Source organism: Pararhizobium sp. LjRoot238 (assembly GCF_964252955.1).
Taxonomy (GTDB): domain Bacteria; phylum Pseudomonadota; class Alphaproteobacteria; order Rhizobiales; family Rhizobiaceae; genus Pararhizobium.
Map to the genome: position 1 here is coordinate 68,050 of NZ_CAXUPP020000006.1, position 24,343 is coordinate 92,392.

Consider the following 24,343-nt stretch of genomic DNA (forward strand, 5'->3'; position numbering starts at 1 on the left):
TTTCAAGAAATATCGGGGGTTGCGCATTTTATATATCGTCCTGCGATTAAACGGTGATGTTCAACCGTTAACCAGGGCAGTGACCACAGATAGGTCGCTGCCATGGCTCGGTTGACAAACGACGGACAAGTCTGAAGAGTACAACCGGTCAAAACGGCAGCGTTGGGGAGGACTTAATGTCTATGCGCGCGTTTATCCGGTATTCAGCGATCATTCTTGCCGTACTCTCCTTCAGCCCTGCTGTCAGGGCAGCGGAAACGGGCCGGCATGTCCTCACGACAGAAAACGGCGACTATTTCGGCTTTGACCTCCGCACCGAGCAAAACGTCACCCTCGATCAGTGCAAGACGGTCTGCATGGCCGACTCCTCCTGCCGCGCCTTCACCTACAATCCCAAGGTGAAATGGTGTTTCCTCAAATCCGACTACAACAAGCTGAATACGTTCACTGGCGCTATCGCCGGCAAGATTGTCGAAGCCGCCGCGAGCGAACCGGATATCGGCGCGCCGCCGGCGCTGCCCTTCCTCACCGAACAGCAGCTTGCTGATGCCCGCACAGCCAAGATCAATCTCGCGCTGGAGCCGGATCAGGAAGGGCAGGGGCTCAACGGCCTGATCGCCGCCGCCCATCGCGAACTCGCCGCCGGCAGGATCGCCCCGGCACTGAAGGCTTTCCAGGGTGCCTTATCGATCATCCCGGAGGACGGCGCACTCTGGATCGAGGCGGCACGCGCTGCCAACCGCGTCTACGGCAACACCGACTTTGCCGTCCAGGCGTCGCTCGCCGCCATCAACGGCTACCAGCTCACGCGCACGGCACAGTCCCGCGCAGACGCTCTGGCTGTTCTCGCAAAGGCACTGGAAAGCTCGGAGAATTTCCGAGCGGCGCTCAGCGCCTACAAAGCCAGCCTTGCGATTGTCGAGGCAAAGACGGTTCGGGCGGCCTATGACACATTGAAAACGCGCCAAGGCTTCCGCGTGACTGAGCATACGGTCGATTCCGACAGCGCCATACCGCGGGTTTGCGTCCAGTTTTCCGAACCGCTGGTGAAGGCCGGCGTGGACTACACCCCATACGTCACGCTCGACGGCGCGCCGCCCAAGGCGCTCGAAGCGAAGGGCAGCGAGATCTGCGTCGAGAGCCTGAACCACGGCCAGCGCTACAAGCTGGCCTTCCGTCAGGGCCTGCCGTCCTCCATTTCCGACGAGCCCCTAGAAGCCCAGGTCAATCTCGACGTCTATATCCCGGACCGCGCGGCGATGGTGCGCTTCACCGGCGACAGTTTCGTGCTTCCGGGAACCGCCCGCCGCGGCATTCCGCTCGTCTCGGTCAACACGACCAGCGCAAACCTCAAGCTCTACCGCATCGGCGATCGCAACATCGCGTCGCTGCTCACCACCTCTCAGTTCCTGACGCAGCTCGACGGATACAGTGCCCAGCGCATTCAGGATGAAAACGGCGAGATGGTTTGGCAGGGCTCGATCGATATCTCTACCGACCTCAACAAAGAAGTGGTGACGAGCTTTCCGGTGGATGAAGCGTTGCCGCAGCGCAAGCCTGGCGTCTATGTCCTGACCGCCGTCTCGGGTACCGCAGCGACAAATGAATGGGACAGTCAGGCGACGCAGTGGTTCGTCATCTCCGATATCGGTCTCTCGACCTATTCCGGCACGGATGGCTTGAGCGTGTTTGCCCGGTCCCTAGCGACGGCAAAGCAGATTGCCGGGGTCGAACTAACGCTGCTTGCCAAGAACAACGAAATCCTCGGGACCGCAACCACCGACGCCGACGGACGCGCGACCTTCGATGCCGGTCTGTTGCGGGGCACCGCCGCCATGACCCCCGCGGTGATCGCTGCAAAGGCCGGCAACGACGATTTCGTCTTCCTCGACTTGACGCGCGCCGGCTTCGATCTCTCCGACCGCGGCGTCACCGGACGCGCGGCACCGGGTGCCATCGACATCCTGACCTGGACCGAGCGCGGCATTTATCGCGCCGGTGAGACCGTGCACGTTTCCGCATTGGCGCGCGACAGCGCTTCCGTTGCAATCGAGAAGCTGCCGCTGACCTTCATCTTCATGCGCCCCGATGGCGTCGAGGATCGCCGCGTCGTCAACGACGGCGGGCAGGCGGGCGGCTATACGCTCGATCTCGCCCTGCAGCCGAACGCAATGCGCGGCACATGGACCGTGCAGATCTATACCGACCCCAAGGGCACGGCGATCAGCGAGAAGCAGTTCCAGGTCGACGACTTCGTCCCCGATCGGGTCGAGTTCGACATGGCGAGCACCGTCAAGCAGATCGAAATCGGCAAGCCGGCGCCGATCACCATCGACGGCCGATTCCTGTATGGCGCACCTGCAGCGGGCCTCGAGCTGGAAGGCGAAGTCGGGCTCAAGCCGACACGCGAAAGCGCCGATTTCAAGGGCTATTTCTTCGGTCTGGCCGATGAGGAAGCGACGGAAGACAGCCGCACCCCGCTGGAGGCTCTGGAGCCGCTGGACGAAGACGGCAAATCGACGTTCGAGGTGAACCTCGCGGAAACGCCGTCCACCACCCAATTGCTGAACGCCAATATTACTGTGCGCGTTCAGGAAGCCGGCGGGCGGGCCGTCGAGCGGTCACTGACGCTGCCCGTCAGGCCGGAAGGCTCGATGATCGGCATCAAGCCGCAATTCACCGGCGACCTCGCGGAAAATGCGGTCGGCAAATTCCATGTCATCGCCATCGACCAGAATGGCGACAAGCAGGCCAAGTCCGGCCTGACGTGGAAGCTGTTGCGCATCGTGCAGGATTATCAATGGTACCGCGACGGCACCGCGTGGAAATACGAGCCCGTCATTTCGACCAAGCAGGTGTCCACCGGCAAGCTCGATGTCACGAAAGACGGTGGTGAGATTTCCCTTTCCGCCGGTTGGGGGCGCTACCGCCTCGAAGTCGAGACCGCCGATATCGACGGGCCAACATCAAGTGTGGAATTCGATTCCGGCTGGTATGTCGCCGCCAGCTCTACGGAAACGCCGGACGGGCTCGAGATTGCGCTCGACAAGGAAAATTATGCGATCGGAGACACCGCCAAGCTCAGGGTCTCGCCACGGTTTGCCGGCGAGGTTCTGGTGACGATCGGTTCGGAAAAGCTGATCGCCACGAAGACCGCCACTGTTCCTGCCGAAGGCGGTGCGGTCGATATTCCGATCACCGAGGATTTTGGCGCCGGCGCCTATGTCACGGCAACCCTCTATCGTCCGGGCGACGCCCAGGAAAGCCGCATGCCGATGCGTGCCATCGGCATCAAATGGCTCGCCGTCGATCCGGCAGACCGCAAGCTCTCGGTCAAGCTGGAGTTGCCGGAGAAGACTCTGCCGCGCCAAACCCTCAACATCCCGGTTGAAGTCGCCGGGGCAGGGGTGGGCGAGGAAGCCTATGTGACGGTTGCCGCCGTCGATGTCGGTATTCTCAATCTGACGCGCTACGAGGCGCCCGATCCGGACGGCTGGTATTTCGGCCAGCGCCAGCTCGGTCTTGAAATCCGCGACCTCTATGGCCGTCTGATCGACGGTTCGCTCGGCGCCACAGGACGCCTGCGCACCGGTGGCGACGGCGGCCAGATGCCGCTTCAGGGCAATCCGCCGACCGAAAAGCTGGTGGCCTTCTTCTCCGGGCCGGTTCAGCTTGATGCGAGCGGCAAGGCGATCATCAGTTTCGACATCCCGCAGTTCAACGGCACGGCCCGCGTCATGGCGGTCGCCTGGTCGAAGACCGGTGTCGGCCATGTCAGCTCTGACCTCGTCATCCGCGATCCGGTCGTGGTGACGGCAAGCCTGCCTCAATTCCTGGCACCTGGCGACAAGGCCGAACTTCGCCTCGACATTGCCAATACCGACGGCCCCGCAGGGGATCTCGATCTCAAGGTGACGAGTAGCTCGTCCGTGGTGATCGACAGCGCCCAGGCCGAGCAGACGTTCAGCGTCAAGCCGGGCGGAAAATTCGACCTGACGCTGCCCCTATCCGGTGTTCATCCGGGTGACGGCGCTATCTCGATCGAGCTTACGAGCGCCGACGGACTGTCGCTGCACCAATCCGTCTCCGTTCCGGTGCGGCCGGCATCCTTGCCGTTGACGACACGTCATCCCGTCACTATCGAGCCCAATGCCAGCCTGAAGGTGGACGGCGAATTATTGGCCGAAAGCATGCTGCAGGGGTCGGCGGTCAGCATCAGCGTCACCCGCTCCGCAGCCTTCGATATCCCGGCGCTGCTGACCTCGCTCGATCGCTACCCCTATGGCTGCGCCGAGCAGACGACCAGCCGGGCGCTACCGCTGCTTTATCTCAGCGAACTTTCGAAACAATCCGGCCTGCCGGAGGATGCGGATGTACAAGAGCGCGTGCAAAAGGCGATCTACCGCGTCCTGTCCTATCAGTCATCGACAGGCAGTTTCGGCCTCTGGAGTCCCGGCTCCGGCGATCTCTGGCTCGATGCCTACGTCACCGACTTCCTGACCCGTGCGCGGGAGCAGAAATACCAGGTGCCGGATCAGGCGATGGTTCAGGCGCTCGATAATCTGCAGAATGCCTTGAGCTACGATGTCGACGTCAAGAGCCAGGGCAACGAGATCGCCTATGCCCTCTATGTGCTGGCCCGCAACCGCAAAGCCGCGATCAGCGACCTGCGCTACTATGCCGACACGAAGCTTGCCGAGTTCCCGACACCTCTTTCCAAGGGCCATCTGGCCGCGGCACTCGCGCTTTACGGCGATGGGCAACGCTCCCAGAGCATTTTCGGCGACGCGCTGCAGATGTCGAAGGGCACGAGTACCAGCCTTCTCGATCGCTCCGACTATGGCTCGCCGCTCCGCGACGACGCCGCGGTGCTGACGCTGGCGGCGGAAAGTCGTCCCGTACCGGCGATCATTCCGCAACTCGCCAAGATCGTCGCCCGCGAATGGGAACAGGCTTCCTATACAAGCACGCAGGAACAGATGTGGACGCTGCTTGCGGCGCGTGCCATCAAGGGCGGCGATCAGGATTTGAGGCTCGATATCAATGGAACAGCGCGCAGTGGCGGTTATGCCGCGCGTCTAACCGGTGACGAAATCCTCGACCAACCGATCACGATCAGCAACCGGTCCAAGGATCCGGTCGCCGCCATCGTCACGACGGTTGCAGCACCGGCCTTCCCGCTACCCGCCGGCGGCAATGGGTTCACAATCCAGCGAACCTACTACACGCTCGATGGCGAGGAAGCCAACATCACGCAGGCCAAGCAGAACGAGCGCTACGTGGTCGTCATCAACGCCACGGAGAGCAACGCCTGGCCGTCGCGCGTGCTGATCACAGACCTTCTCCCGGCCGGCTTCGAGATTGACAATCCGAGCCTCGTCGACAGCGCCAAGCTCTCCAACTTCGAATGGATCGGCGAGATCGAAGCGGCGCATACGGAATTCCGCAGCGACCGTTTCGTTGCCGCCTTCGACCGGTCGAGCGGTGACGACCGGGCGATCACGGTCGCCTATGTCGTGCGCGCCGTCACGCCGGGAACCTACGACCATCCGGCGGCCAACATCGAGGACATGTACCGGCCACAGTTTTCGGCGCGCACCGCCATGGGGCGCATGGAGGTTCAGGCGGTCGAATAATGTCGCTCTGGTGGAAATCCTGCGCCGCGCTCTCCTGCTCCGCATTTCTGTGCGCGGCGGCAGTGTTGGGTCTTGAGGCCGCCGACCGCGCCTATCCGCCGCCACTCGATAAGGCGCGCACCGTCGCCGCCGAAGTTCTCGACGCCGACGGCCAGTTGCTGCGCGCCTTCGCGACGCCGGAGGGCCGATGGCGGCTGAAGACGATGGCGAAGGATGTCGATGCGCAGTTCGTCCGCATGCTCATCGCCTACGAGGATCAACGGTTCTGGGAGCACAAGGGCGTCGATCCCTGGGCCCTGATGCGGGCTGCCTGGCAATTCGCAAGCCACGGGCGGATCGTCTCCGGGGCATCGACGCTGTCCATGCAGGTGGCGCGCCTGATCGAGCCGCGCGAGGGACGTTCCTTTACGGCGAAACTTCGCCAGTTGGCCCGCGCCATTCAGATCGAGCGGCGGCTGAGCAAAGCCGAAATCCTCGATCTCTATCTGACCCATGCGCCCTATGGCGGCAACCTCGAAGGCATCCGCGCGGCAAGCCTTGCCTATTTCGGCAAGGAACCGCGACGGCTGACGGTTTCTGAAGCCGCGTTGCTCGTTGCGCTTCCACAATTGCCTGAAAAACGCCGACCCGACCGCCAGCTGAAAGCTGCCGAGACGGCGCGCCAGCGGGTTTTGACGCGCATGGCGGTTTCCGCCGTCATCGGGGAAGGGGAGGCGGAGCGCGCGGCTGCGGTTGCCATCCCGAACCACCGCCTGCAACTTCCGGCCCTTGCCGCTCACGTCGCCGAATCCGCCTTGCGCAAGGAGCCGAAGGTCATCCAACACCAGACGACGCTCAGACGCCCCATTCAGAAGGCGCTTGAGACAGTCGCAAAGGACGCAGCAGCGAAACTCGGGCCAAAAGTATCCATCGCAATGGTCATGGCGGATGCGCGCACCGGAGAGATCGTCGGCGAGCTTGGCTCCGCTGATTATTTCGATGCCAGCCGCTCCGGATGGATCGACATGACCCGCGTCTCCCGCTCGCCGGGCTCGACGCTCAAACCCTTCATCTATGGTCTCGCCTTCGAGGAAGGCCTCGTCTCGCAGGAAACGATCATCGAGGACCGACCGGCTGATTTCTTCGGCTATCGTCCACGTAACTTCGACATGACCTATCAGGGTGATGTCAGCATCCGGCAGGCGCTGCAATTGTCGCTTAACGTGCCGGCCGTGCGGCTGCTCGATGCGGTCGGGCCAAGCCGGATGATGATGCGCTTCCGGCGCGCCGACGTCCGGCCCATCTTGCCGCCGAACGAGGCGCCCGGCCTCGCAATCGGGCTCGGCGGTCTGGGCATCAATCTGAAAGACCTGGTGCAACTCTATACGGCATTGGCGAACCGCGGCAAACCCATGCGGCTTGGCGACGGCATTCAGAATCAGCCCAGCCAGATCGAAGGCGAGCCGCTTCTCGATCCGGTCGCGACCTGGCAGATTGCCGATATCCTGTCCGGCGTCTTGCCGCCCGCCGGCGCAGTCCAGCGCGGCATCGCCTACAAGACGGGGACGAGTTATGGCTACCGCGATGCCTGGTCGGTCGGGTTTGACGGTCGCTACGTGCTCGGCGTGTGGGTGGGCCGACCCGACAATGGCGCCGTTCCGGGCCTGACCGGCTATGGAACGGCGGCGCCCATCCTGTTCGAAGGCTTTGCCAAATCCGGCGTTATCATAACGCCCTTGCCGCGCGCGCCCGTTGGCGCAGTTCGCATCGCCCAGTCCGAGCTGCCGATTAGCCAACGGCGTTTTTCGCTGACCTCGAACGGGCTCGTCTCGGCTACGGTTCGCGAGTCGGCTCCCCAGATCGTCTATCCTCCGGAGGGCGCCCGCGTCGAACTCGGTGTCGATACGGCGGGCATGCCCATGCCGCTGGTCCTGAAGCTGCAAGGGGGGAGGGCGCCGTTCCGCTGGCTGGCAAACGGCAAGCCATTGCCGGAAACATCACGGCGCCGCGTCAATCAATGGGTTCCCGATGGAGCCGGTTATTCGACGCTGACGGTCATCGATGCCGCGGGCCGCGCTGCAAGCGTTCGGGTTTTCCTCAATTGAGGCTGCAGCGTCCTGTGCGCCGAATGGCATAGTCTCCTAATCTGGCAACCCAAAATTGCACCTTCTATGAATAGGGATTCACGAAAGGGGCCCTATGAGCTAACAGTGGTTAACGATCCGATTCATCGCGATTCGCATTTGCGTCCTGGCATCAACATCCACTGGGGAAACGGGGGTTTTTTGCCTGTATCGGCATTTCCATCTTTGCGATATCTGCTCGCTGGCTTTGCGATAACTGCTGTGCTTGCGGGCTGCGGCGCTCGCGACGGTGTACGGCTGTCCGATACGGCAGTGACGGTTCCTGACGAGACCGCATTCGCGCTGCCGCCGCCCGGCGGGCTGGCGGTCGTCAACATCGTCGAGCGCCGTTTCAGCAACAGCACCCAGCAGGACGTCTTCCTTTTCACGTCCGCATCCACACCAGGCCAGAATGTCCTGCGCGTTCAATTGTTCGGGCCGGTCGGGTTGCAGATGGATGGACAGAAGACGCTCGGCTACTCCTCCATCAGGGCGAGCGACATTACCACGGAAATGCGCCGCGAGCTTCCCGGCGTCGCCCTCGTTCAGTCGCCACTCTACCTGCAGAACAATTACGGCCCCTTCAGCTACGCATACGGCCGCGGTCACGGCAACGATGCCTGTCTCTATGCCTGGCAGCAGATCCGTTCGCCCGAAGAAGCAAGGACAGTCTTCCAGAACCGCGGCACGATCCAGGTCCGCCTGCGTCTGTGCGAGGACGGTGCGAGCGAAGAGAAACTGCTCAGCACGATGTACGGATACACCATTCGCGCCGCCTTCAACGTCCCAGGGTGGAACCCTTACGGCGAACCGCCGAGTGTCGATCCGACATTCGGCCGCACCGGAAACCCGATCTATCCGAAAAGCGAAGACCTGCGTGATTCGCCGACCACCGCCGTGGAAATTACGAGACCCCGTCCCGTTTTGCGACAGAAACAAGCGGCTCGCACCGCCGAAAACAAGGAACCTGTTAAGCGACCGGCTTCGGATGAAACCATTCCTTTACCAACAGGCGCGGATATAGACGCAGTCGTTGTTCCTTCGCCGGACTGTATGACACAGTCGGAAGGTGCCACGCAGTGCAAGTAACCTCGGCATGGTCCGGATTGCCGAGTGCAGTTTGAGTTGACCGTGGCATTTTAAGGGCTCCGCCAATGAACGGCTTGTCACCGGGCGGTATCCTGAAAGGCAGCAACCATGCGCAAGGCAGGTATTATCCTTTTCTGGATCATCGCATCCCTCAGCGGGATCGCACTGGTTACCTTGCCGATCAATCTGCAAACCCAACTGATCGCCAGCATCGCCGTCGTCACCTTCATGGCGGTGATCAAGATCCTGCGGGCGGAAGGCACATGGCGGCTGATCGCGCTTGCGTTCGGCACTGCCATCGTCATGCGCTATGTTTACTGGCGTAGCACCAGCACGCTGCCGCCGTTCAACCAACTCGAAAATTTCATTCCCGGCTTCCTGCTCTACCTGGCCGAAATGCACAGCGTCATGATGCTATGGCTCAGCCTGTTCGTCGTCTCGATGCCTCTGCCGCCGCGACCATCCCGCGCCGCATCAGCAGGCAAATATCCGAGTGTCGATGTCTTCGTGCCCACATACAACGAGGATTCCGGTCTTCTCGCCAATACGCTGGCGGCGGCCAAGGGCATGGATTATCCCGCCGACAAACTGACCGTCTGGCTTCTCGATGACGGCGGCACGCTGCAGAAGCGAACGTCGCCAAATCTCCTCGAAGACCAGATGGCCAAGGCTCGGCATCAGGAACTGCAGATCCTCTGCAGCGATCTTGACGTGCACTATCTGACCCGCGACCGAAATGAGCACGCCAAGGCAGGCAATCTCAACAATGGCATGCAGCATTCCAATGGTGAACTGATCGCAGTCTTCGACGCCGACCATGCACCGGCACGGGATTTCCTGCTCGAAACCGTCGGCTATTTCGAGGACGATCCGAAGCTCTTCCTTGTCCAAACGCCGCATTTCTTTCTCAACCCCGACCCGGTCGAGCGCAATCTGCGGACCTTCGAAAGGATGCCGAGCGAGAACGAAATGTTCTACGGCATCATCCAGCGCGGCCTGGACAAATGGAACGCCTCGTTCTTCTGCGGATCGGCCGCCGTGTTGCGCCGACAGGCGCTCAACCAGACCGGCGGCTTCAGCAGCCTCAGCATCACTGAAGACTGCGACACCGCAATCGCGCTGCATGCGAGCGGCTGGAACAGCGTCTATGTCGACCGGCCGCTGATTGCCGGGCTGCAGCCTGCGACATTTGCGAGCTTCATCGGCCAGCGCAGCCGCTGGGCGCAGGGCATGATGCAGATCCTGCGGTTCCGCTTTCCGCTCTTGAAGCGTGGACTGTCGATCCCGCAGCGGCTCTGCTACATGTCATCTACTCTGTTCTGGCTCTTCCCCTTTCCGCGCGCGATCTTCCTCTTTGCGCCGCTCTGCTACCTGTTCTTTGATCTGGAAATCTTCACAGCATCCGGCGGCGAGTTCCTCGGCTATACGCTTGCCTATATGCTCGTGAACCTGATGATGCAGAATTATCTCTATGGATCGTTCCGCTGGCCATGGATCTCCGAACTTTACGAATATGTCCAGACGATCCATCTGCTGCCGGCCGTCGTCTCGGCCATCGTCAACCCCAGGAAGCCGAGCTTCAAGGTGACGGCCAAGGACGAAACCGTCCTCGTCAGCCGCCTGTCCGAAATCAGCCGGCCCTTCTTTCTCATATTCGGCATTTTGCTGCTCGCCGTCGTCGTAACGGCTTACCGGGTCTACACGGAGCCGTACAAGGCGGACGTCACCCTGGTGGTTGGCGGCTGGAACCTGCTCAACCTTCTCCTCGCCGGCTGCGCCCTCGGTGTTGTCTCCGAACGGGGAGAACACTCGGCAACGCGACGGGTCAAAGTCACGCGCCGGTGTGAATTCGGGCTCGACGAGAAATGGTATCCGGCCACGATCGACAATGTTTCCGTTCATGGCGCGCGCGTGAATATCTACGCGAAGGAGATAGGGACACTACCTGTCGATACCCGTGGCCTGATCCGCTTCAAGCCCTATAGCGGCGACACCGAGGAAATCCTGCCGGTTGCGATCCGGAACTCTCAGGTCGCAGGCGACATTGTTACGATCGGCTGTCGCTATCTGCCGGAAGTGACCAGGGACCACAGCCTCGTCGCCGATCTCATCTTTGCAAACTCGCAGCAATGGACCGAGTTCCAGCTCTCACGCCGCGGCAATCCGGGTCTCCTGCGAGGCACGCTCTGGTTCCTCGGCCTTGCCTTCTACCAGACCAGCCGTGGCCTCATCTATTTCTTCAGAAGTCCGGGGGCGCGAGACAAGGCCCGGATCGCTGCGGAGGCAAAAAGATGATGAAGTCTGTTCTGCTGGCCTTGATCATCCTCGTGCTACAGAGCTTCCCGCTTCGCGCGCAAGCGCCCTTCGACATGACGCCGGAGCAGCCGACGGCTGAAGAGGAGACAGGGAATGGAGCGGCATCGCAACCCGCGGTCGTCACGCCGACTGCCCAACCGAGTGAAACCGAAGCCTTCAAGCGGTACCTTCTCCCAAACGGCAACCTGGATCTGAACGGTGAGTTCGAAGATCGGGCCTGGTCGGTCTATCTGACACCGCAGCAGGCAGCCACCGGAGCAAAGCTCAATCTCGGCTATCAGAATTCGATTTTCGTCGCGCCGGAGGTGTCCCGTCTTTCGGTGGAAGTCAATGACGCGAAGATCGCCGACGAAGCGGTTCGCTCTCCTGATTCCGTATCCGACTTGAGCTTCAACCTGCCGAAAGATCTGCTGAAACCTGGATCGAACCTGATCCGTCTGCGCGCGCACCAGCGTCACCGTACCGACTGCACGATCGAATCGACCTTTCAGCTCTGGTCGAATGTCGATGCGGAAAAGACCTATTTGAGCTTTTCGGGCAGCGACGCGCAGGGCCTGCAAAGCCTCGACGATATCCGGGCCATCGGCGTCGATGACAATGGCCTTACCCGGTTCAATTTCGTCGTACCGGCGCTGGAGCAGCCCAGTGCGACGATACCCCTGATGCGACTCGCCCAGGGTCTCGCCGTTTTCGCCGACATGCCGAACCAATCCTTCTCTTTCAACACGCGCAGCATGGCCGGAACAAAGCCAGGCGAATTGACGGTGCTCGTTGGCACGCCCGCCGAGCTTCAGCCGCTTCTTGCCTCCTTGCCCGCCAGCGCCAGTTCCGGGCCTGTTGCCGGTTTCGTCGAAGATCCGGCGACCGGATCGCCGGTGTTTGTCGTCAGCGGACCGACATGGCAGGCGATCGGCACGGCAATAGAAAGCGTCGTTGCCCCCACCGAAGTCACCGGTCCGGCGACCCGCCGCGACGTCATAACGACACAACGGTGGCACTCTCCCGACGCGCCTTTCCTTTTCTCCGATACCCGGCTGCGTTTCTCTCAACTCGGTTTCAAGACCGAAGAATTTTCCGGCCGGCGGTTTCGCACCGATTTCACCGTCGGCGTTCCTGCGGATTTCTATGCCAATGCATATGGCGAAGCGGTCATCCTTCTGGACGCCGCCTACTCCCCGACTGTCTTGCCCGGCAGCCACATCGACATCTACGTCAATGGAAATATCGCTTCGACGGTCCCGATTACCTCCTCCGGTGGCGGTATCCTCAGACAGCTGCCGATCAACGTGACGATGCGGCATTTCCGTCCGGGCGTGAACACGATCACAATCGAAGCCATTCTCGAAACCGAGGACGACAAGCTCTGCGCACCCGGCGCGACCGGCTCGGAAACGCCCCGCTTCGCGCTGTTCGATAGCTCGGAATTCCACATGCCCGACTTCGCGCGTATCGCGCAATTGCCCAATCTCGCGGCGTCCGCCGGAACCGGGTTTCCCTATGGTAGAAGCCAGGACGCTACTCGCCTCTACCTGGATCGCATCGATGCCGATACGCTGTCGGCTGCAGCGACGTTTCTTGGACGCCTGGCCGTCGGCGCCGGTCACCCAATCCCTGTCGAGACGGTAGCATCTCCGGCACTGATCGGCAGCCGAAGTGCGATCTTCATCGGCGCGCTTTCGCAAATGCCGCAGACGGTCCTGACGCAGATGAATATTGCCGAGGCAAGCCGCACGACATGGGGATCCGATCCCGGCGGCCAAGCGGATGCCGTTACTACCGAAGCCGCTGTCGACGCGTGGCGGGAGAAATTGCGCGGCGGCGTCTGGGCCGGCTGGATCACTGCGTTCGAAGACTGGGTTAAACGGAACTTCGACATTTCCCTTTCCTCGTTGCGATTTGCGCCGGTATCGGAGAGCAGCTTTACGCCCTCGAATGAGACATCGCTGCTGGTCGCACAAAGCGCCAGCCTCGACGGCAGCGGCACATGGTCCCTGGTGGCGGCACCGACAGGAAAAGACCTGCACGAAAGCGTGCAGGCCCTGAGCGCGCAGGACACCTGGATGCAGCTTGCCGGCCATATCACGACCTACCAGCGTGGCACCAAAACGGTCGAGACCGTACCGATCAATGACTTCGACTTCGTCGAGACCCAGCCAGCGTCCCTTTCAAACTACCGGCTGATCGCCGCCAATTGGCTTTCGACCAACATCCTGACCTACGCCGTGCTGCTGACTGCGCTCAGTGTTCTGCTGGGGCTTGCGACCGCCATGCTGCTCAATAATCTCGGGCGGCGGGAATGATGGGAAAACTGCTTGCAGCGCTCCTCGCAGGCATTTTCTATCTCTGCCTGCAAACCGTTCCGGCCGAGGCACAACAGCCGATGATCACCACCGAAGCCTGGCAGGCCTATAAGACCAAATTTCTCGATCCCGGCGGCCGGATCATCGACGATGGCAACGGCAATGTCAGCCACAGCGAAGGGCAGGGCTACGGCCTGCTGCTGTCGGTCCTTGCCGGCAGTCCGGCGGATTTCGCGTTGATCTGGGCTTTCACGCGGACGGAGCTTCTCGTGCGCAATGACGGCCTCGCCGCCTGGAAATGGAGCCCCGGCACGAAGCCGCATGTAACCGACATCAACAACGCGTCCGACGGCGATATCCTGATTGCCTATGCGCTGGGCCTTGCCGGCCAGCAGTGGAACCGCAGGGATTATACGGCGGCCGGGGCAGGAATCGCCCGAGCCATTCTCGCAAGGACCATCGTTCAGGACAACGCCCGAACGCTGCTTCTGCCGGGCGTCACGGGATTTTCCGCCGGCGACCGCGAGAACGGCCCGGTCATCAACCTGTCCTATTGGGTTTTCGAGGCCTTTCCGGTTCTCGATCAACTGGCGCCGTCACCGGCCTGGGAAAAGCTGCACGACGACGGCATCGCGCTGATCAACGAACTTCGTTTCGGTCCAAAACAACTGCCCGCCGACTGGGTCTCGCTGAAGCCTTCGCCCAAGCCGGCATCCGGCTTTCCGGCGGAATACGGATACAACGCACTGCGTATACCCCTTTATCTCGTTCGCGGCGGCGTAGCGGACCGGCAATTGCTTTTAAGGTTCCGGCAAGCCACGTCCGGCGCCAATGACGCAATGACAACCGTGGATTTGAATTCCGGCACAACCAGGAATAATCTCTCCGATCCGGGTTATCGAATTGTTAACCATATTCTGGCCTGTGTGGTGGACAAGACGGCGTTGCCGGCGGATGTGAGACAATTCACGCCAACGCTGTATTACCCTTCGACGCTCCATTTACTGGGGTTATCTTTTGTTGCTGCAAAGCATCCGGAGTGCTTATGAGGCCGTCCTTTATCGCACTGTCAGCGATCATCGCGGCCGTCGGCATCGTCGGCATGAAGAAGCCCGACTATGTGAAACATATGATTCAGTCCTTTTCGCCGGCAAGCGAAGATGACCTCGCCCAGCTATCGTCGCGACTGCCTCAACAACAGCCAGCGTTTCAGACCGTCGGTGGAACGGCACCGGTGTTCCAGGAAATCAAGCGACCTTCGGAGCCGCCGCTCGATACCGTGGTCACGGCGGCGACAGCGCCTGCGGTTGATGAAAGTGCGCTGCGCTACTTCGCAAGCCAGGGCGATACCGCAAGGTTGCAAGCGGAAATCTCGCGGCTGAAGGCGCTCTATCCCGATTGGACCCCACCGAAGGACCCGATGGCCATTCCTCAGAATGAGGACAAGCAGCTGGAGACAATGTGGCAGCTCTATTCGCAGGCACGCTACCCCGAAGTCCGCAAGGCGATTGCCGAACGGCAAGCCGCAGAACCCGGCTGGCAGCCGCCTGCGGATTTGCTCGAGCGGTTGAGCGTGGCAGAGGCGCGGCTGCGGCTGATCAATGCATCCGATCTCAAACAATACGAGACGGTCGTGCGCATCGGCGCCGAGACGACCAGCCTGCTGACCTGCAGCGAGGTCGATGTCCTCTGGCGCGTTGCCGAGGCATTTTTCCGGACGAGCAAACCGCAACGGGCGACGGACGCCTATATATACATCCTGAACAATTGCCAGAACGCCGCCGAACGCCTCGCTACGATCCAGAAGGCAGCCGATCTTCTGCCCTCCAAGACGGTCGAAGATCTTCTCGCCAAAGAGAAGACGGCGCCGGATGGCACACGGGAATTCGACAGCATCCGCAACGACCTTGCCCGCCGGTTCGTCGCCGAAGCCAATGCCGACGGAAAGAATATCGTACCGCCCCAGTATGTCTCGCGTGTCGAGCGGCTTGCCGAGACCGGCCGCCTTGCCTCTGACGCCCTGTTGCTCGGCTGGTACCATCTGCCGCGCGGCGACAGGGAAGCCGCCGAAAAATGGTTCCGCCGCGCCCGTGACAAGGAAGATTCCGCCTCCGCCTCACAGGGTCTGGCGCTGACCCTGATCGATCGCAACGTGCCTCTCGACGCCGAGAATGTGGTGTATCGCTGGCGCGACGCCTCCAAGGAGGCAAAAGCGGTCTATCTGGCCGCGACCGCAAACCTGCTTGCGCTCGATCCGCCGATTTCGATCAAGGCCGACGTCCTCAAGCGGATCGCCGCAGAGGTGATCAAATCGCGCGACGCCGCAACGGCCCAGCAGTTCGGCTGGTACGCCCGTGCCTTGAACCAGCCGCAGACGGCGGTGCAATGGTTCAAGACGGCGCTTGGCTGGAAGCTCGACGACGAGCCTTCCGCCTACGGCCTGGCGGTGACCCATCTCCAGTTGGACGATATGAAGGGCGTTTCGGAAATCCAGCGTCTTTGGGCCGGGAGGTCGGAGCGCATAGCCAAGCTCGGCGAAGAGAAAGACGCGTCCGACGCCGCCAAGGAACAATTGCCGGTTCCGGGCGAAACGGTAACCGTCCGGCGCAAGGCCCGCCCGCAGGCGCAAGCGATTGCCGTTTCCGACGAACCTCAGGAATTCAGGGAAACCCCGGATGTCATCGTTCGGCCACGCAAGGGCATAAGTGTCGCAATCGTCCGTGGCTGCAGGACCACGATCAATCCTGAGACGCTGTCGCCCGACGCGGCGCTGGCGCGCGGCTGGTGCCTTATGGAGCTGAACAGGCCACTGGAAGCAGCAGCAGCCTTCGAGGTCGCCTTGCTCGGATCTTCGAAAACGCGCGAGGATGCCGCCTATGGCCAGAGCCTGGCCTATCTGCGTGCCGGATTGGCGAGCAAGGCGGCGGTCGCGGCGGCCAAGGCACCGCAGAAACGTGAACGCGCCCTCGAACTGCAAAAAGCCATTCTGGCCGACAAGGCCATCGCCGCCTTCGACGGGGGCCGCCCGCGGGAAACCTTGCTTGCGCTCGATCAGTTGAATCAGATCACCCCGGAAAGAACGGATCTGCTTGCGTTGAGGGGATATGCCTATCTCAAGATGAAGCGCTATGCTGACGCCCGCCGCATATTCGAAGCACTGGCCGCGATCGGCAATCGGGACGGCCAGCGTGGACTTGCAATTATCAACGAGATATTCCACGAAAACGATTGACCGGACATAAAGTGCCCCACCGGCATTGCGCGTCCGCCCCAAGGAGCGGAGTGAACCATCGTGACGTCATCCCCATTGGACATCTCCGTCAAGACCGCGGACGGACGACAGACGACGCTTGGCGAATTTCGCGGACGGGTGATGCTGGTCGTCAACGTCGCCTCGAAATGCGGCCTGACCGTTCAGTATGAAGGGCTGGAAAAGCTATTCGAAGCAAAGCGCGACGAAGGCCTCGTCATTCTTGCCTTCCCGGCCAACGACTTCATGGGGCAGGAGCCGGGAACCGAAGCGGAAATCGTCGAATTCTGCACCAGCACCTACGACGTCCAGTTCCCGATCTTTGCGAAAATATCGGTCAAGGGCGAGGCGACCCATCCGCTCTACCGCAGCCTGACGACGATCGCGCCCGACGCAATCGGCGAGGGGCCGATGCGCGACCGGCTCAAGGGCTACGGCGTCGAGGCCGACAGCGCTTCCGATGTTCTCTGGAACTTCGAAAAGTTCCTGATCGGCCGCGACGGCAACGTCGCCGCCCGGTTCGCGCCGGATGTGACCGCCGACGACGGGCGCCTCGTTTCCGCGGTCGAAGGAGAGCTTGCGCGGGGACGCTGACGCATTGTCGAAAGCTGTGTTGGGAACCAGCACAGCAAGCGCAATGTTCTTACTGCGCGGCGGCGTTCGCGGGATACTCGCCTGGCACGTACGCCGCTTTCCCGTTCTGTCATCCGGGATGAAAACACGCTTGCATTCGCTCCCGAATGTTCCAGATTGACGAAAGTGGCGTTGATGGAGACAGCGATGGCGGATGATCGCAAGGCGGCACTTGTGCACATATCGGGAAGAGTACAGGGCGTCAGCTTCCGCATCTGGACGCGTACTCAGGCGCAACGGCTGGGCCTGACCGGCTGGGTCCGCAACGAAGCGGACGGATCCGTAACAGCTTTGATCGCCGGACCGGATGGCGCGATCGCCACCATGTTGAAGCAGTTTTGGAACGGGCCGATCGGTGCGTCCGTTTCCAGCGTCGAGACCGAACCAGTTCCCCCCGGCTTGATTCCATCAGAGTTCGTTATCAAGACCTAACACGCGCCTCAGACCGTTCTCGCCTCCTTGGGCGAAAACCCGTATTGCCGCTTGAACGCAGTAGAAAAGTTGGCAGTGCTGGAATAGCCGGCGAGAAAGGCGGCCTGGGCAATGCTGAGACCTTCCGTCTCCAGTGCCATGCGGGCCTCTTCCAGTTTCAGCCGGCGGACGTAATTGAAGACGGTTGTGCCATGGGCGATGTGGAAAAGCCGCTGCAGCGTGTTGACGCTCACCCCGGCTTCCGCGGCCAGTTCCTCGACCGTCGGCAGAGAGCCGCGGCTGCCGCGCAACCGCTCTTTCGCACGTTCGAGCCGCTTTCGCTCCGCCGGCCGCAGCGAGCTCGTTCCTGCCGGCGCCGACCTGATCGATGCGAGCCGGCCGAAGGCCTCCGCGATGATGCCGAGCGCCCGGCTTTCGAGATATAGTTTCTGCATGAAGGGTTGAAGCGGCGGCGGGTGCATCGCCTGTTCGGCAAGCGCGATCAGCGAAGGAGAGGGGTTCCACGACATAGACGCCAGATGCTCGGCGGTGAAGGCCTTCAGCGCCGCGGAATCGGAATGCCCGAAGACATCGCCCGATTCCAGCCATTCGGGAAAGATCCTGATGGTGAATTTGCGCACCCGGTCGCCGATCTGCGCGCAGCGCCGGAAACTCTCCCGATGCCTTTGTGAAAAGAGCGTCGCCGACGGTATCCATCTGTCGTCACGCTCGCCTTTCCTTGCCATCGGAATATCGTGATCGCCGATGCTGGCTGCAACCCCGCCCTGAAAAAACAGCTTGATGCCCAGATGCGGTTGCATCTCGGTCTCGGTGCTGAGATCGCACAGATTGATCACATCGGAATAGTGGACAGTCAGTCCCTGGCGCACCGTGGTCCTTCGGAATGTGCCGCTGAGCACCATGTCCTCGCTGGAGATGTTGTCACTGAGCAGGCGGAAGGACTGATTTTCCCTCCGCATGCGGTCGAAGAAATCCTGCGCTTTGACCTGGGTGTTCATCGGGTAGCGGCTTTATCCGGTGGCGGCGCGGCAATGCGCCCTTGCGGTTTCGCAAACGAAATTGGTGGTTTTGCAAAGATGTTGGCGGTGGCCTTCATCCCGGTATGGGGTATATACACAAAACATGACTATTTCCATCATATTATTTTAAATGGATGGATATGGCCCCAGCTTGGTCAAGAACCGACCGGGGAAACAGGTGGTGATCAAGGAGTTGAAATGCTGCATAAACAAGGCTTTGCATATATCTTAATGGGGACGGTAAGCCTTTTCGGGCTTATGGCTTCCGCCCCTGCGCAAGGCCAGGAGCCTACGGCTCTTGAAAAGATCACCGTCGAGGCGGGCGGTGAAGCCGACGACGGCATCGTCGCGGAAAGCGGCAGTTCAGCCACCAAGACGAAGACCCCGCTGTTGAAGACGCCGCAATCGATCTCCGTCGTCACCAGGAAGCAGATCGAGCAGCAAGGCGCGAAAACCATCGCCGAGGCGTTGCGCTACACGCCGGGCGTATCGCCTGAAATCCGACCGAACGATCGCTACGACATCGTGCCGGTGCGCGGCTTCGGCGGCTATCAGAATTTCGTGCAATATCTGGACGGCCTGCGCCTGCTGCGTGGCCTGTCTTTCTCCCAGCCGACCGTCGATATCTTCGATCTGGAGCGTATCGAGGTCGTGCGCGGGCCTGCCTCGGTGCTCTACGGGCAGATGAGCCCCGGCGGCTTTGTCAATCTCGTCTCCAAAAAGCCGCCGGAAGAGGAAATCCGCGAGGTCGACCTGACGCTCGGCTTTCCCAACTATATCAAGGCGGCTGCCGATTTCGGCGGCAAACTCAATGAAGACGGAACGCTGCTCTACCGGTTGACGGCATCCGGCCGTTACAACGAAACCAATATAGACGACATCACCTCGAAGCGCGTTTCAATTTCCCCTTCGCTGACGATCAAGCCGGAGGAGGGTACGAGCCTGACCTTCCTCTTCAACCATACGAACGACCCGACCAGTTCCTATCCTTCCTATCTGCCGGCGACGGGTACAGCCGTCGCCAATCCCGGCTATGCCGACATTCCCTATGATTTCAACATCGGGGACCCGGATTTCGACATGTTCAAACGATCGGTAACGCGGGCGGGCTATGAATTCGAACACGAGTTCGGCGACTATTTCACCTTCCGCCAGAACCTTCGCTACACCCACATCGAATCGGAGCAGCGCGGCCTGACCGGAGCAGCGATTTCCGGAACCACGATCACGCGGCGGACCTCGCACCTCGACGAGACGGTGGACACGTTCGTGGTCGACAACCAGCTGCAGGCCGATTTCCAGGCGGGCGGCATCGACCACACGCTGCTCTTCGGCGTCGACTATCAATATATCGACGCCGGCCGGCTGCTCGGCAACGGCCTTGGCCCGAGCATCGACTATCTCAACCCGGTCTATGGCGAAGCGATTGTCGATCCCGCGTTCACGACGGACACTTCGCAGATTACCAAGCAGGCGGGCGTCTATCTTCAGGAACAGGCCGAGATCGGCAATCTCAACCTTTCTTTCGGCGGGCGCTACGATCGTTACTCCGTCGAAACCGATACCACGATGCTTGCAACCGGCGTGACGACGAGCGCCGAACAGGAAAATGGCGCCTTCACCGGCAAGGCGGGTGCTACCTATGAATTCGACGGCGGCATCGCACCCTATGTCAGCTATGCGACGTCTTTCGAGCCTCCCGCGGGTCTCGGCTTCAGCGACAGCGGAGGCGTTACGCTGGATCCCGTCAAAGGACAGCAGGCCGAGATCGGCATCAAGTACCAGCCGGAAGGCTCAGGTCTCTTCCTGATGGCCTCGCTCTACGATCTCCGCCAGCAGAATGCCACGGCGTCGGATGCGGCCCATCCCGGCTACTACACCCAGCAGGGCGAAATCCATTCGCGCGGTCTCGAGCTAGAGGCTAAACTCGGCTTGGCCTCGGGCTGGGACGTGGCCGCCGCCTATACCTTCATCGACGCGGAAATCACCAAGAGCGCCGCGGATGTCGTCGGCAATCGCCCGGTGACGGTGCCGGAGCACGCCGCCTCGCTCTGGGTTCATTACACCGTGCAGAGCGGCACCTTTGAAGGCCTCGGCCTCGGCGGTGGCGTGCGTTATGTCGGATCGAGCTACGGCGCCGACGACAACAGTTTCAAGGTTTCCGCCTTCACTCTCGCCGATCTGGCTCTCGATTATGATTTCGGTGCGAAGTCGCCGGATCTCAAGGGACTTTCGCTGAATGTCAGCGTCTCGAACCTCTTCGACGAGGAATATGTCGCTTCCTGCACAACCGCGCTGAATTGCTTCTACGGAACCGGGCGCACGACGCTCGCGACGCTGAAATACAAATGGTGATGGGTCTCCAGCGCATTCCGGCGTTTGGGCGGAATGCACTGCCCATCGCGGTCTATCCGCAGACGGAGTTAGAGATATGAAGCATATATCCGAAATCGAAATACGGCGTTACGCCGTCGAGGTTGGCACACGCCAGACCGAGGTGCAGCGCCGGTTGCGCGACGATACCCTCGAGATGCCGAACGGCAACATGGTCACGACGCCGCCGGCCGGGCAACTGATGGCGTTTCTGGCAAGGACCATCGAGGCCAAGCGGGCGCTGGAGATCGGCACCTTCACCGGCTACAGCGCGCTTGCCATCGCCCAGGCGCTGCCGCCCTCCGGCGAACTCGTCGCCTGCGATGCGAGCGCGGAGTGGACCGGCATCGCCCGGCGCTATTGGGAGGAAGCAGGGGTTGCCGACCGCATCACGCTGAAACTCGGCGATGCCGTTGAAACACTCGATCGGTTGCGGGCAGAAGAAGGCGAGGCGGGCTTCGACTTCGCCTTCGTCGATGCCGACAAGGAAAACTACGACGCCTATTACGAGCGCTGCCTGCGCCTCGTCCGCCCCGGTGGCGTCATCTGCTTCGACAACATGTTCTGGGGCCGCTCGGTGGCTGATCCTGAGGACAACCGTCCGGATACGGTGGCGCTGCGGGCGCTCAATCTCAAGATCCGCGACGACCAGCGGGTCGACATGTCGATGATCCCGCTTGGCGACGGCATGACCTTCATCCGCCGTCGGGCCTGAACAGAGCGGTCCGCTTCGGCGGGCCGATTTCAATCCTTCAATGGAATGATGCTGATGTTACGTATTGCAACACGCGCGCTGACGCTGCTCTTTCGCAGCCGGCCGCGCTTCAAAGTGCTTCGCTGGCTGCCAATCTTTGCTGCGTCTTTCTTCCTGGCGGGGGCGCCGGCACGCGCGGAAATCGTGCTGACCGATCTCAAGGGCCGGACGGTCGCTCTGGAGAAGCCGGCGAGCCGCCTTCTGGTCGACGACGGCCGAATGATCCTGGCGCTGTCGTTCCTCACCGACGATCCGGTCGGTATCCTGGCGGCCTGGCCGCATGATGTCGACCGTTTCGGCCGCGGCCTTTACGAAGCCTATCGGCAAAAATTCCCGCATATCGAGACGCTGCCGAAATCCTCCAGCAACGCGCAGGATCTGTTCGTCGAACAGGTGCTGGCGGCCAAGCCGGATCTCGTGGTGCTGTCGATCTTCTCCCATCCCGCCGAGCAGCAGATCGCGCAGCTTGCCGAGGCCGGCATCGCCGTGGTCTTCGTCGATTTCGTCGCCGATCCCTTCGACAATACCGACACGAGCCTTGCCATTCTCGGCGAGGCGATCGGCAAGCAGGACCAGGCCGCAAGGGTCGTCGCCTTCCGGCAGGCGCAGAAAAAGCTGATTTCCGACCGGCTCGCCGACAACAGGCCAGCCAGCCGTCCGGTCGTTTTCCTGGAGGCGCATGCTTCGACGAGCGAGCCGTGCTGCAACTCGCCAGGGACCGGCAATATCGGCCGCTTCATCGATTTCCTCAATGCGCGCAATATCGGCGATGTCCTGAAAGGGCGGCCCTTCGGCCAGATCAACCTCGAATACGCGATCGCGTCCCGGCCGGACGTCTACATCGCCAGCGGCGGCGAATATATGGCTGAGCGTAGCGGTCTTCTGATCGGGCCCGCCTATGGCAAGGCCAAAACTGCCGAAACACTTCAGCTTCTGCTCGACCGGACCGGCTTTCAGCAGTTGCCGGCGGTGAAGAACGGCAACGTGCATGGCATATCGCAGCAGGTGTTCAATTCCCCGCTCGATCTCCTGGCTTTGGAACTGGTCGCAAAATGGGTGCATCCGCGGCTTTTTGCCGATCTCGACATCGAAGAGACGCGGCGGGTGCTGAACGGGATGATGGCGATCCCCCTCACCGGAAACTACTGGACCGACTGACACGGCATGGCGTCGCCCGCCTCGTCGTGGCGACGCCGGCACGCTTTGAATCCACGTGAACAACTGGAGAGCACAATGGCTAATCCGATGATCTGGATCGACGAGGATGCGCAGACGCAGGCCCCATCGGCGCGACAGGTTCCCTATGTCCTTAAAACCGCCGGCGAAACGCTGCTTGCCCTTGGACAGAACGCCCTGCTGCCGCAAGGCCCGCTGGCGGAATTAAGCGAACGGACCGCTCGGTTCTTCCGCGACCATAGCGAAGGGCCGGACATGTTGGTCGGAGCGCTGCCTTTCGAACCCTCGGCATCGGCCCATCTTTTCCAGCCGGAACGGGTCTTGCGGGTTCAAGGCCGCCATGACCTCGGGGCGGTGCCCGGCCTTGGCGGTGCGCAGCCGCAGGCCGGCCCGGCCCGCATCCTTTCGGTTACCGCCGATCCCGATCCTGAGATCTTCGCTGCGGCGGTTTCGGCCGGTCTCGAGGCCATGGAGGCCGCCGGCGCGGATCTGCGCAAGATCGTCCTGTCGCGCAGCCTGAAGATCAGCGCCAGCCGTGATTTTTCCGCCGCCGACCTCATGCGCCGCCTTTCCGGCGACGACAGCGTCACGGTCTTTGCCACGCCACTTCCGCCGCGCGGTGCGAACGGGCGGACGCTGATCGGCGCGACGCCGGAGCTTCTGGTCGAAAAACGCGGCTGCAGCGTGGTCTCCCATCCGCTCGCGGGCTCCGCCCGCCGCCATCCAGACGCGGCCGCGGACCGGCGCTCGGCGGCCGCTCTCCTCAGCTCCGAGAAGGATCGCCGCGAGCATGCGATGGTGGTGGAATCGATCTTCGACCTCCTCTCGCCCTATTGCCTTGACCTGTCCGCTCCGGAGGGCACCGGGCTCAGGGCGACCGCCAGCATGTGGCACCTGGGGACCCGGATTGCCGGACGGTTGAAGGATGCCTCGATGCAATCGGAATACCTGGCCGCGCTCCTGCATCCGACGCCCGCCGTCTGCGGCCTGCCGCGGGCGGCGGCCCACAGCAAGATCGGCGAGCTCGAAAGCCATGACCGCGGCTTTTATGCCGGCGCTGTCGGCTGGTGCGATTCGGCCGGGGATGGGCGCTGGTTCGTTTCCATCCGTTGCGCCGAGATCGAAGGCTGCGAGGCAAGGCTCTATGCCGGCGCCGGGATTGTCCCGGGCTCGACGCCGGAAGGCGAGATCGCCGAAACGGCTGCGAAATTCCGTGCGATGCTCGACGGCTTCGGCATCGACGGCGCCCGTTACGGTATCTGA

At 61.6% G+C, this 24,343-nt stretch carries 14 protein-coding genes; 13 read left to right on the forward strand and 1 reads right to left on the reverse strand.

The features are described 5' to 3' along the window. Positions 1-182: 182 nt before the first annotated feature. The 9 genes from ACSQ3F_RS28880 (at position 183) to ACSQ3F_RS28920 (ending at position 17,758) form a co-directional block, all read left to right on the forward strand. The gene (locus ACSQ3F_RS28880; protein ID WP_436103663.1) at positions 183-5,636 is read left to right on the forward strand and encodes an MG2 domain-containing protein; all 5,454 of its coding nucleotides are present in this window, start codon (positions 183-185) and stop codon (positions 5,634-5,636) included. Then, the gene (gene pbpC, locus ACSQ3F_RS28885) at positions 5,636-7,720 is read left to right on the forward strand and encodes a penicillin-binding protein 1C (protein ID WP_436103585.1); all 2,085 of its coding nucleotides are present in this window, start codon (positions 5,636-5,638) and stop codon (positions 7,718-7,720) included. Before ACSQ3F_RS28880 ends, pbpC begins: the two co-directional genes overlap by 1 nt. Before the next feature lie 291 nt (positions 7,721-8,011). Then, positions 8,012-8,827 carry a cellulose biosynthesis protein BcsN gene (bcsN, locus tag ACSQ3F_RS28890; protein ID WP_436103586.1) on the forward strand — a complete coding sequence of 272 codons (816 nt, stop codon included), beginning with the start codon at positions 8,012-8,014 and terminating at the stop codon, positions 8,825-8,827. Between the two features lie 108 nt (positions 8,828-8,935). Further along, positions 8,936-11,122: a UDP-forming cellulose synthase catalytic subunit gene (bcsA, locus tag ACSQ3F_RS28895; protein WP_436103587.1), complete on the forward strand. Its 2,187-nt coding sequence runs from the start codon at positions 8,936-8,938 to the stop codon at positions 11,120-11,122. Further along, on the forward strand, positions 11,119-13,443 hold the full coding sequence (locus tag ACSQ3F_RS28900) for a cellulose biosynthesis cyclic di-GMP-binding regulatory protein BcsB (protein ID WP_436103588.1): 2,325 nt from the start codon (positions 11,119-11,121) through the stop codon (positions 13,441-13,443). Before bcsA ends, ACSQ3F_RS28900 begins: the two co-directional genes overlap by 4 nt. After that, the gene (locus tag ACSQ3F_RS28905) at positions 13,443-14,492 is read left to right on the forward strand and encodes a glycosyl hydrolase family 8 (protein ID WP_436103664.1); all 1,050 of its coding nucleotides are present in this window, start codon (positions 13,443-13,445) and stop codon (positions 14,490-14,492) included. The genes ACSQ3F_RS28900 and ACSQ3F_RS28905 overlap by 1 nt, the downstream gene beginning before the upstream one ends. After that, complete coding sequence (locus ACSQ3F_RS28910) at positions 14,489-16,675, forward strand: cellulose synthase (RefSeq protein ID WP_436103589.1); 2,187 nt, start codon at positions 14,489-14,491, stop codon at positions 16,673-16,675. Before ACSQ3F_RS28905 ends, ACSQ3F_RS28910 begins: the two co-directional genes overlap by 4 nt. Before the next feature lie 60 nt (positions 16,676-16,735). Continuing rightward, entirely contained in the window at positions 16,736-17,287 is a 552-nt protein-coding gene (locus tag ACSQ3F_RS28915; RefSeq protein WP_436103590.1) for a glutathione peroxidase, read from the forward strand. Positions 17,288-17,473: 186 nt separating this feature from the next. After that, complete coding sequence (locus ACSQ3F_RS28920) at positions 17,474-17,758, forward strand: acylphosphatase (protein WP_436103591.1); 285 nt, start codon at positions 17,474-17,476, stop codon at positions 17,756-17,758. Between the two features lie 8 nt (positions 17,759-17,766). On the opposite strand, the gene ACSQ3F_RS28925 is transcribed toward ACSQ3F_RS28920, so the two are convergent. After that, positions 17,767-18,756 carry a helix-turn-helix transcriptional regulator gene (locus tag ACSQ3F_RS28925; RefSeq protein WP_436103592.1) on the reverse strand — a complete coding sequence of 330 codons (990 nt, stop codon included), beginning with the start codon at positions 18,754-18,756 and terminating at the stop codon, positions 17,767-17,769. Positions 18,757-18,975: 219 nt separating this feature from the next. On the opposite strand from ACSQ3F_RS28925, the gene ACSQ3F_RS28930 reads away from it, so the two are divergent. The 4 genes from ACSQ3F_RS28930 to ACSQ3F_RS28945 all read left to right on the forward strand — a co-directional run bounded on the left by ACSQ3F_RS28930 (position 18,976) and on the right by ACSQ3F_RS28945 (position 24,343). Beyond that, positions 18,976-21,132 (forward strand): TonB-dependent siderophore receptor, encoded by a 2,157-nt coding sequence (locus ACSQ3F_RS28930; protein WP_436103593.1) that lies wholly within the window; start codon positions 18,976-18,978, stop codon positions 21,130-21,132. A 76-nt stretch (positions 21,133-21,208) separates the two neighbouring features. Continuing rightward, positions 21,209-21,865, forward strand: coding sequence for an O-methyltransferase (locus tag ACSQ3F_RS28935; RefSeq protein ID WP_436103594.1), 657 nt, complete (start codon positions 21,209-21,211; stop codon positions 21,863-21,865). A 54-nt stretch (positions 21,866-21,919) separates the two neighbouring features. Continuing rightward, a complete protein-coding gene (locus ACSQ3F_RS28940; protein WP_436103595.1) occupies positions 21,920-23,062 on the forward strand; it encodes an ABC transporter substrate-binding protein in 1,143 nt (380 codons plus the stop codon). A 75-nt stretch (positions 23,063-23,137) separates the two neighbouring features. Continuing rightward, positions 23,138-24,343, forward strand: coding sequence for an isochorismate synthase (locus tag ACSQ3F_RS28945; RefSeq protein ID WP_436103596.1), 1,206 nt, complete (start codon positions 23,138-23,140; stop codon positions 24,341-24,343).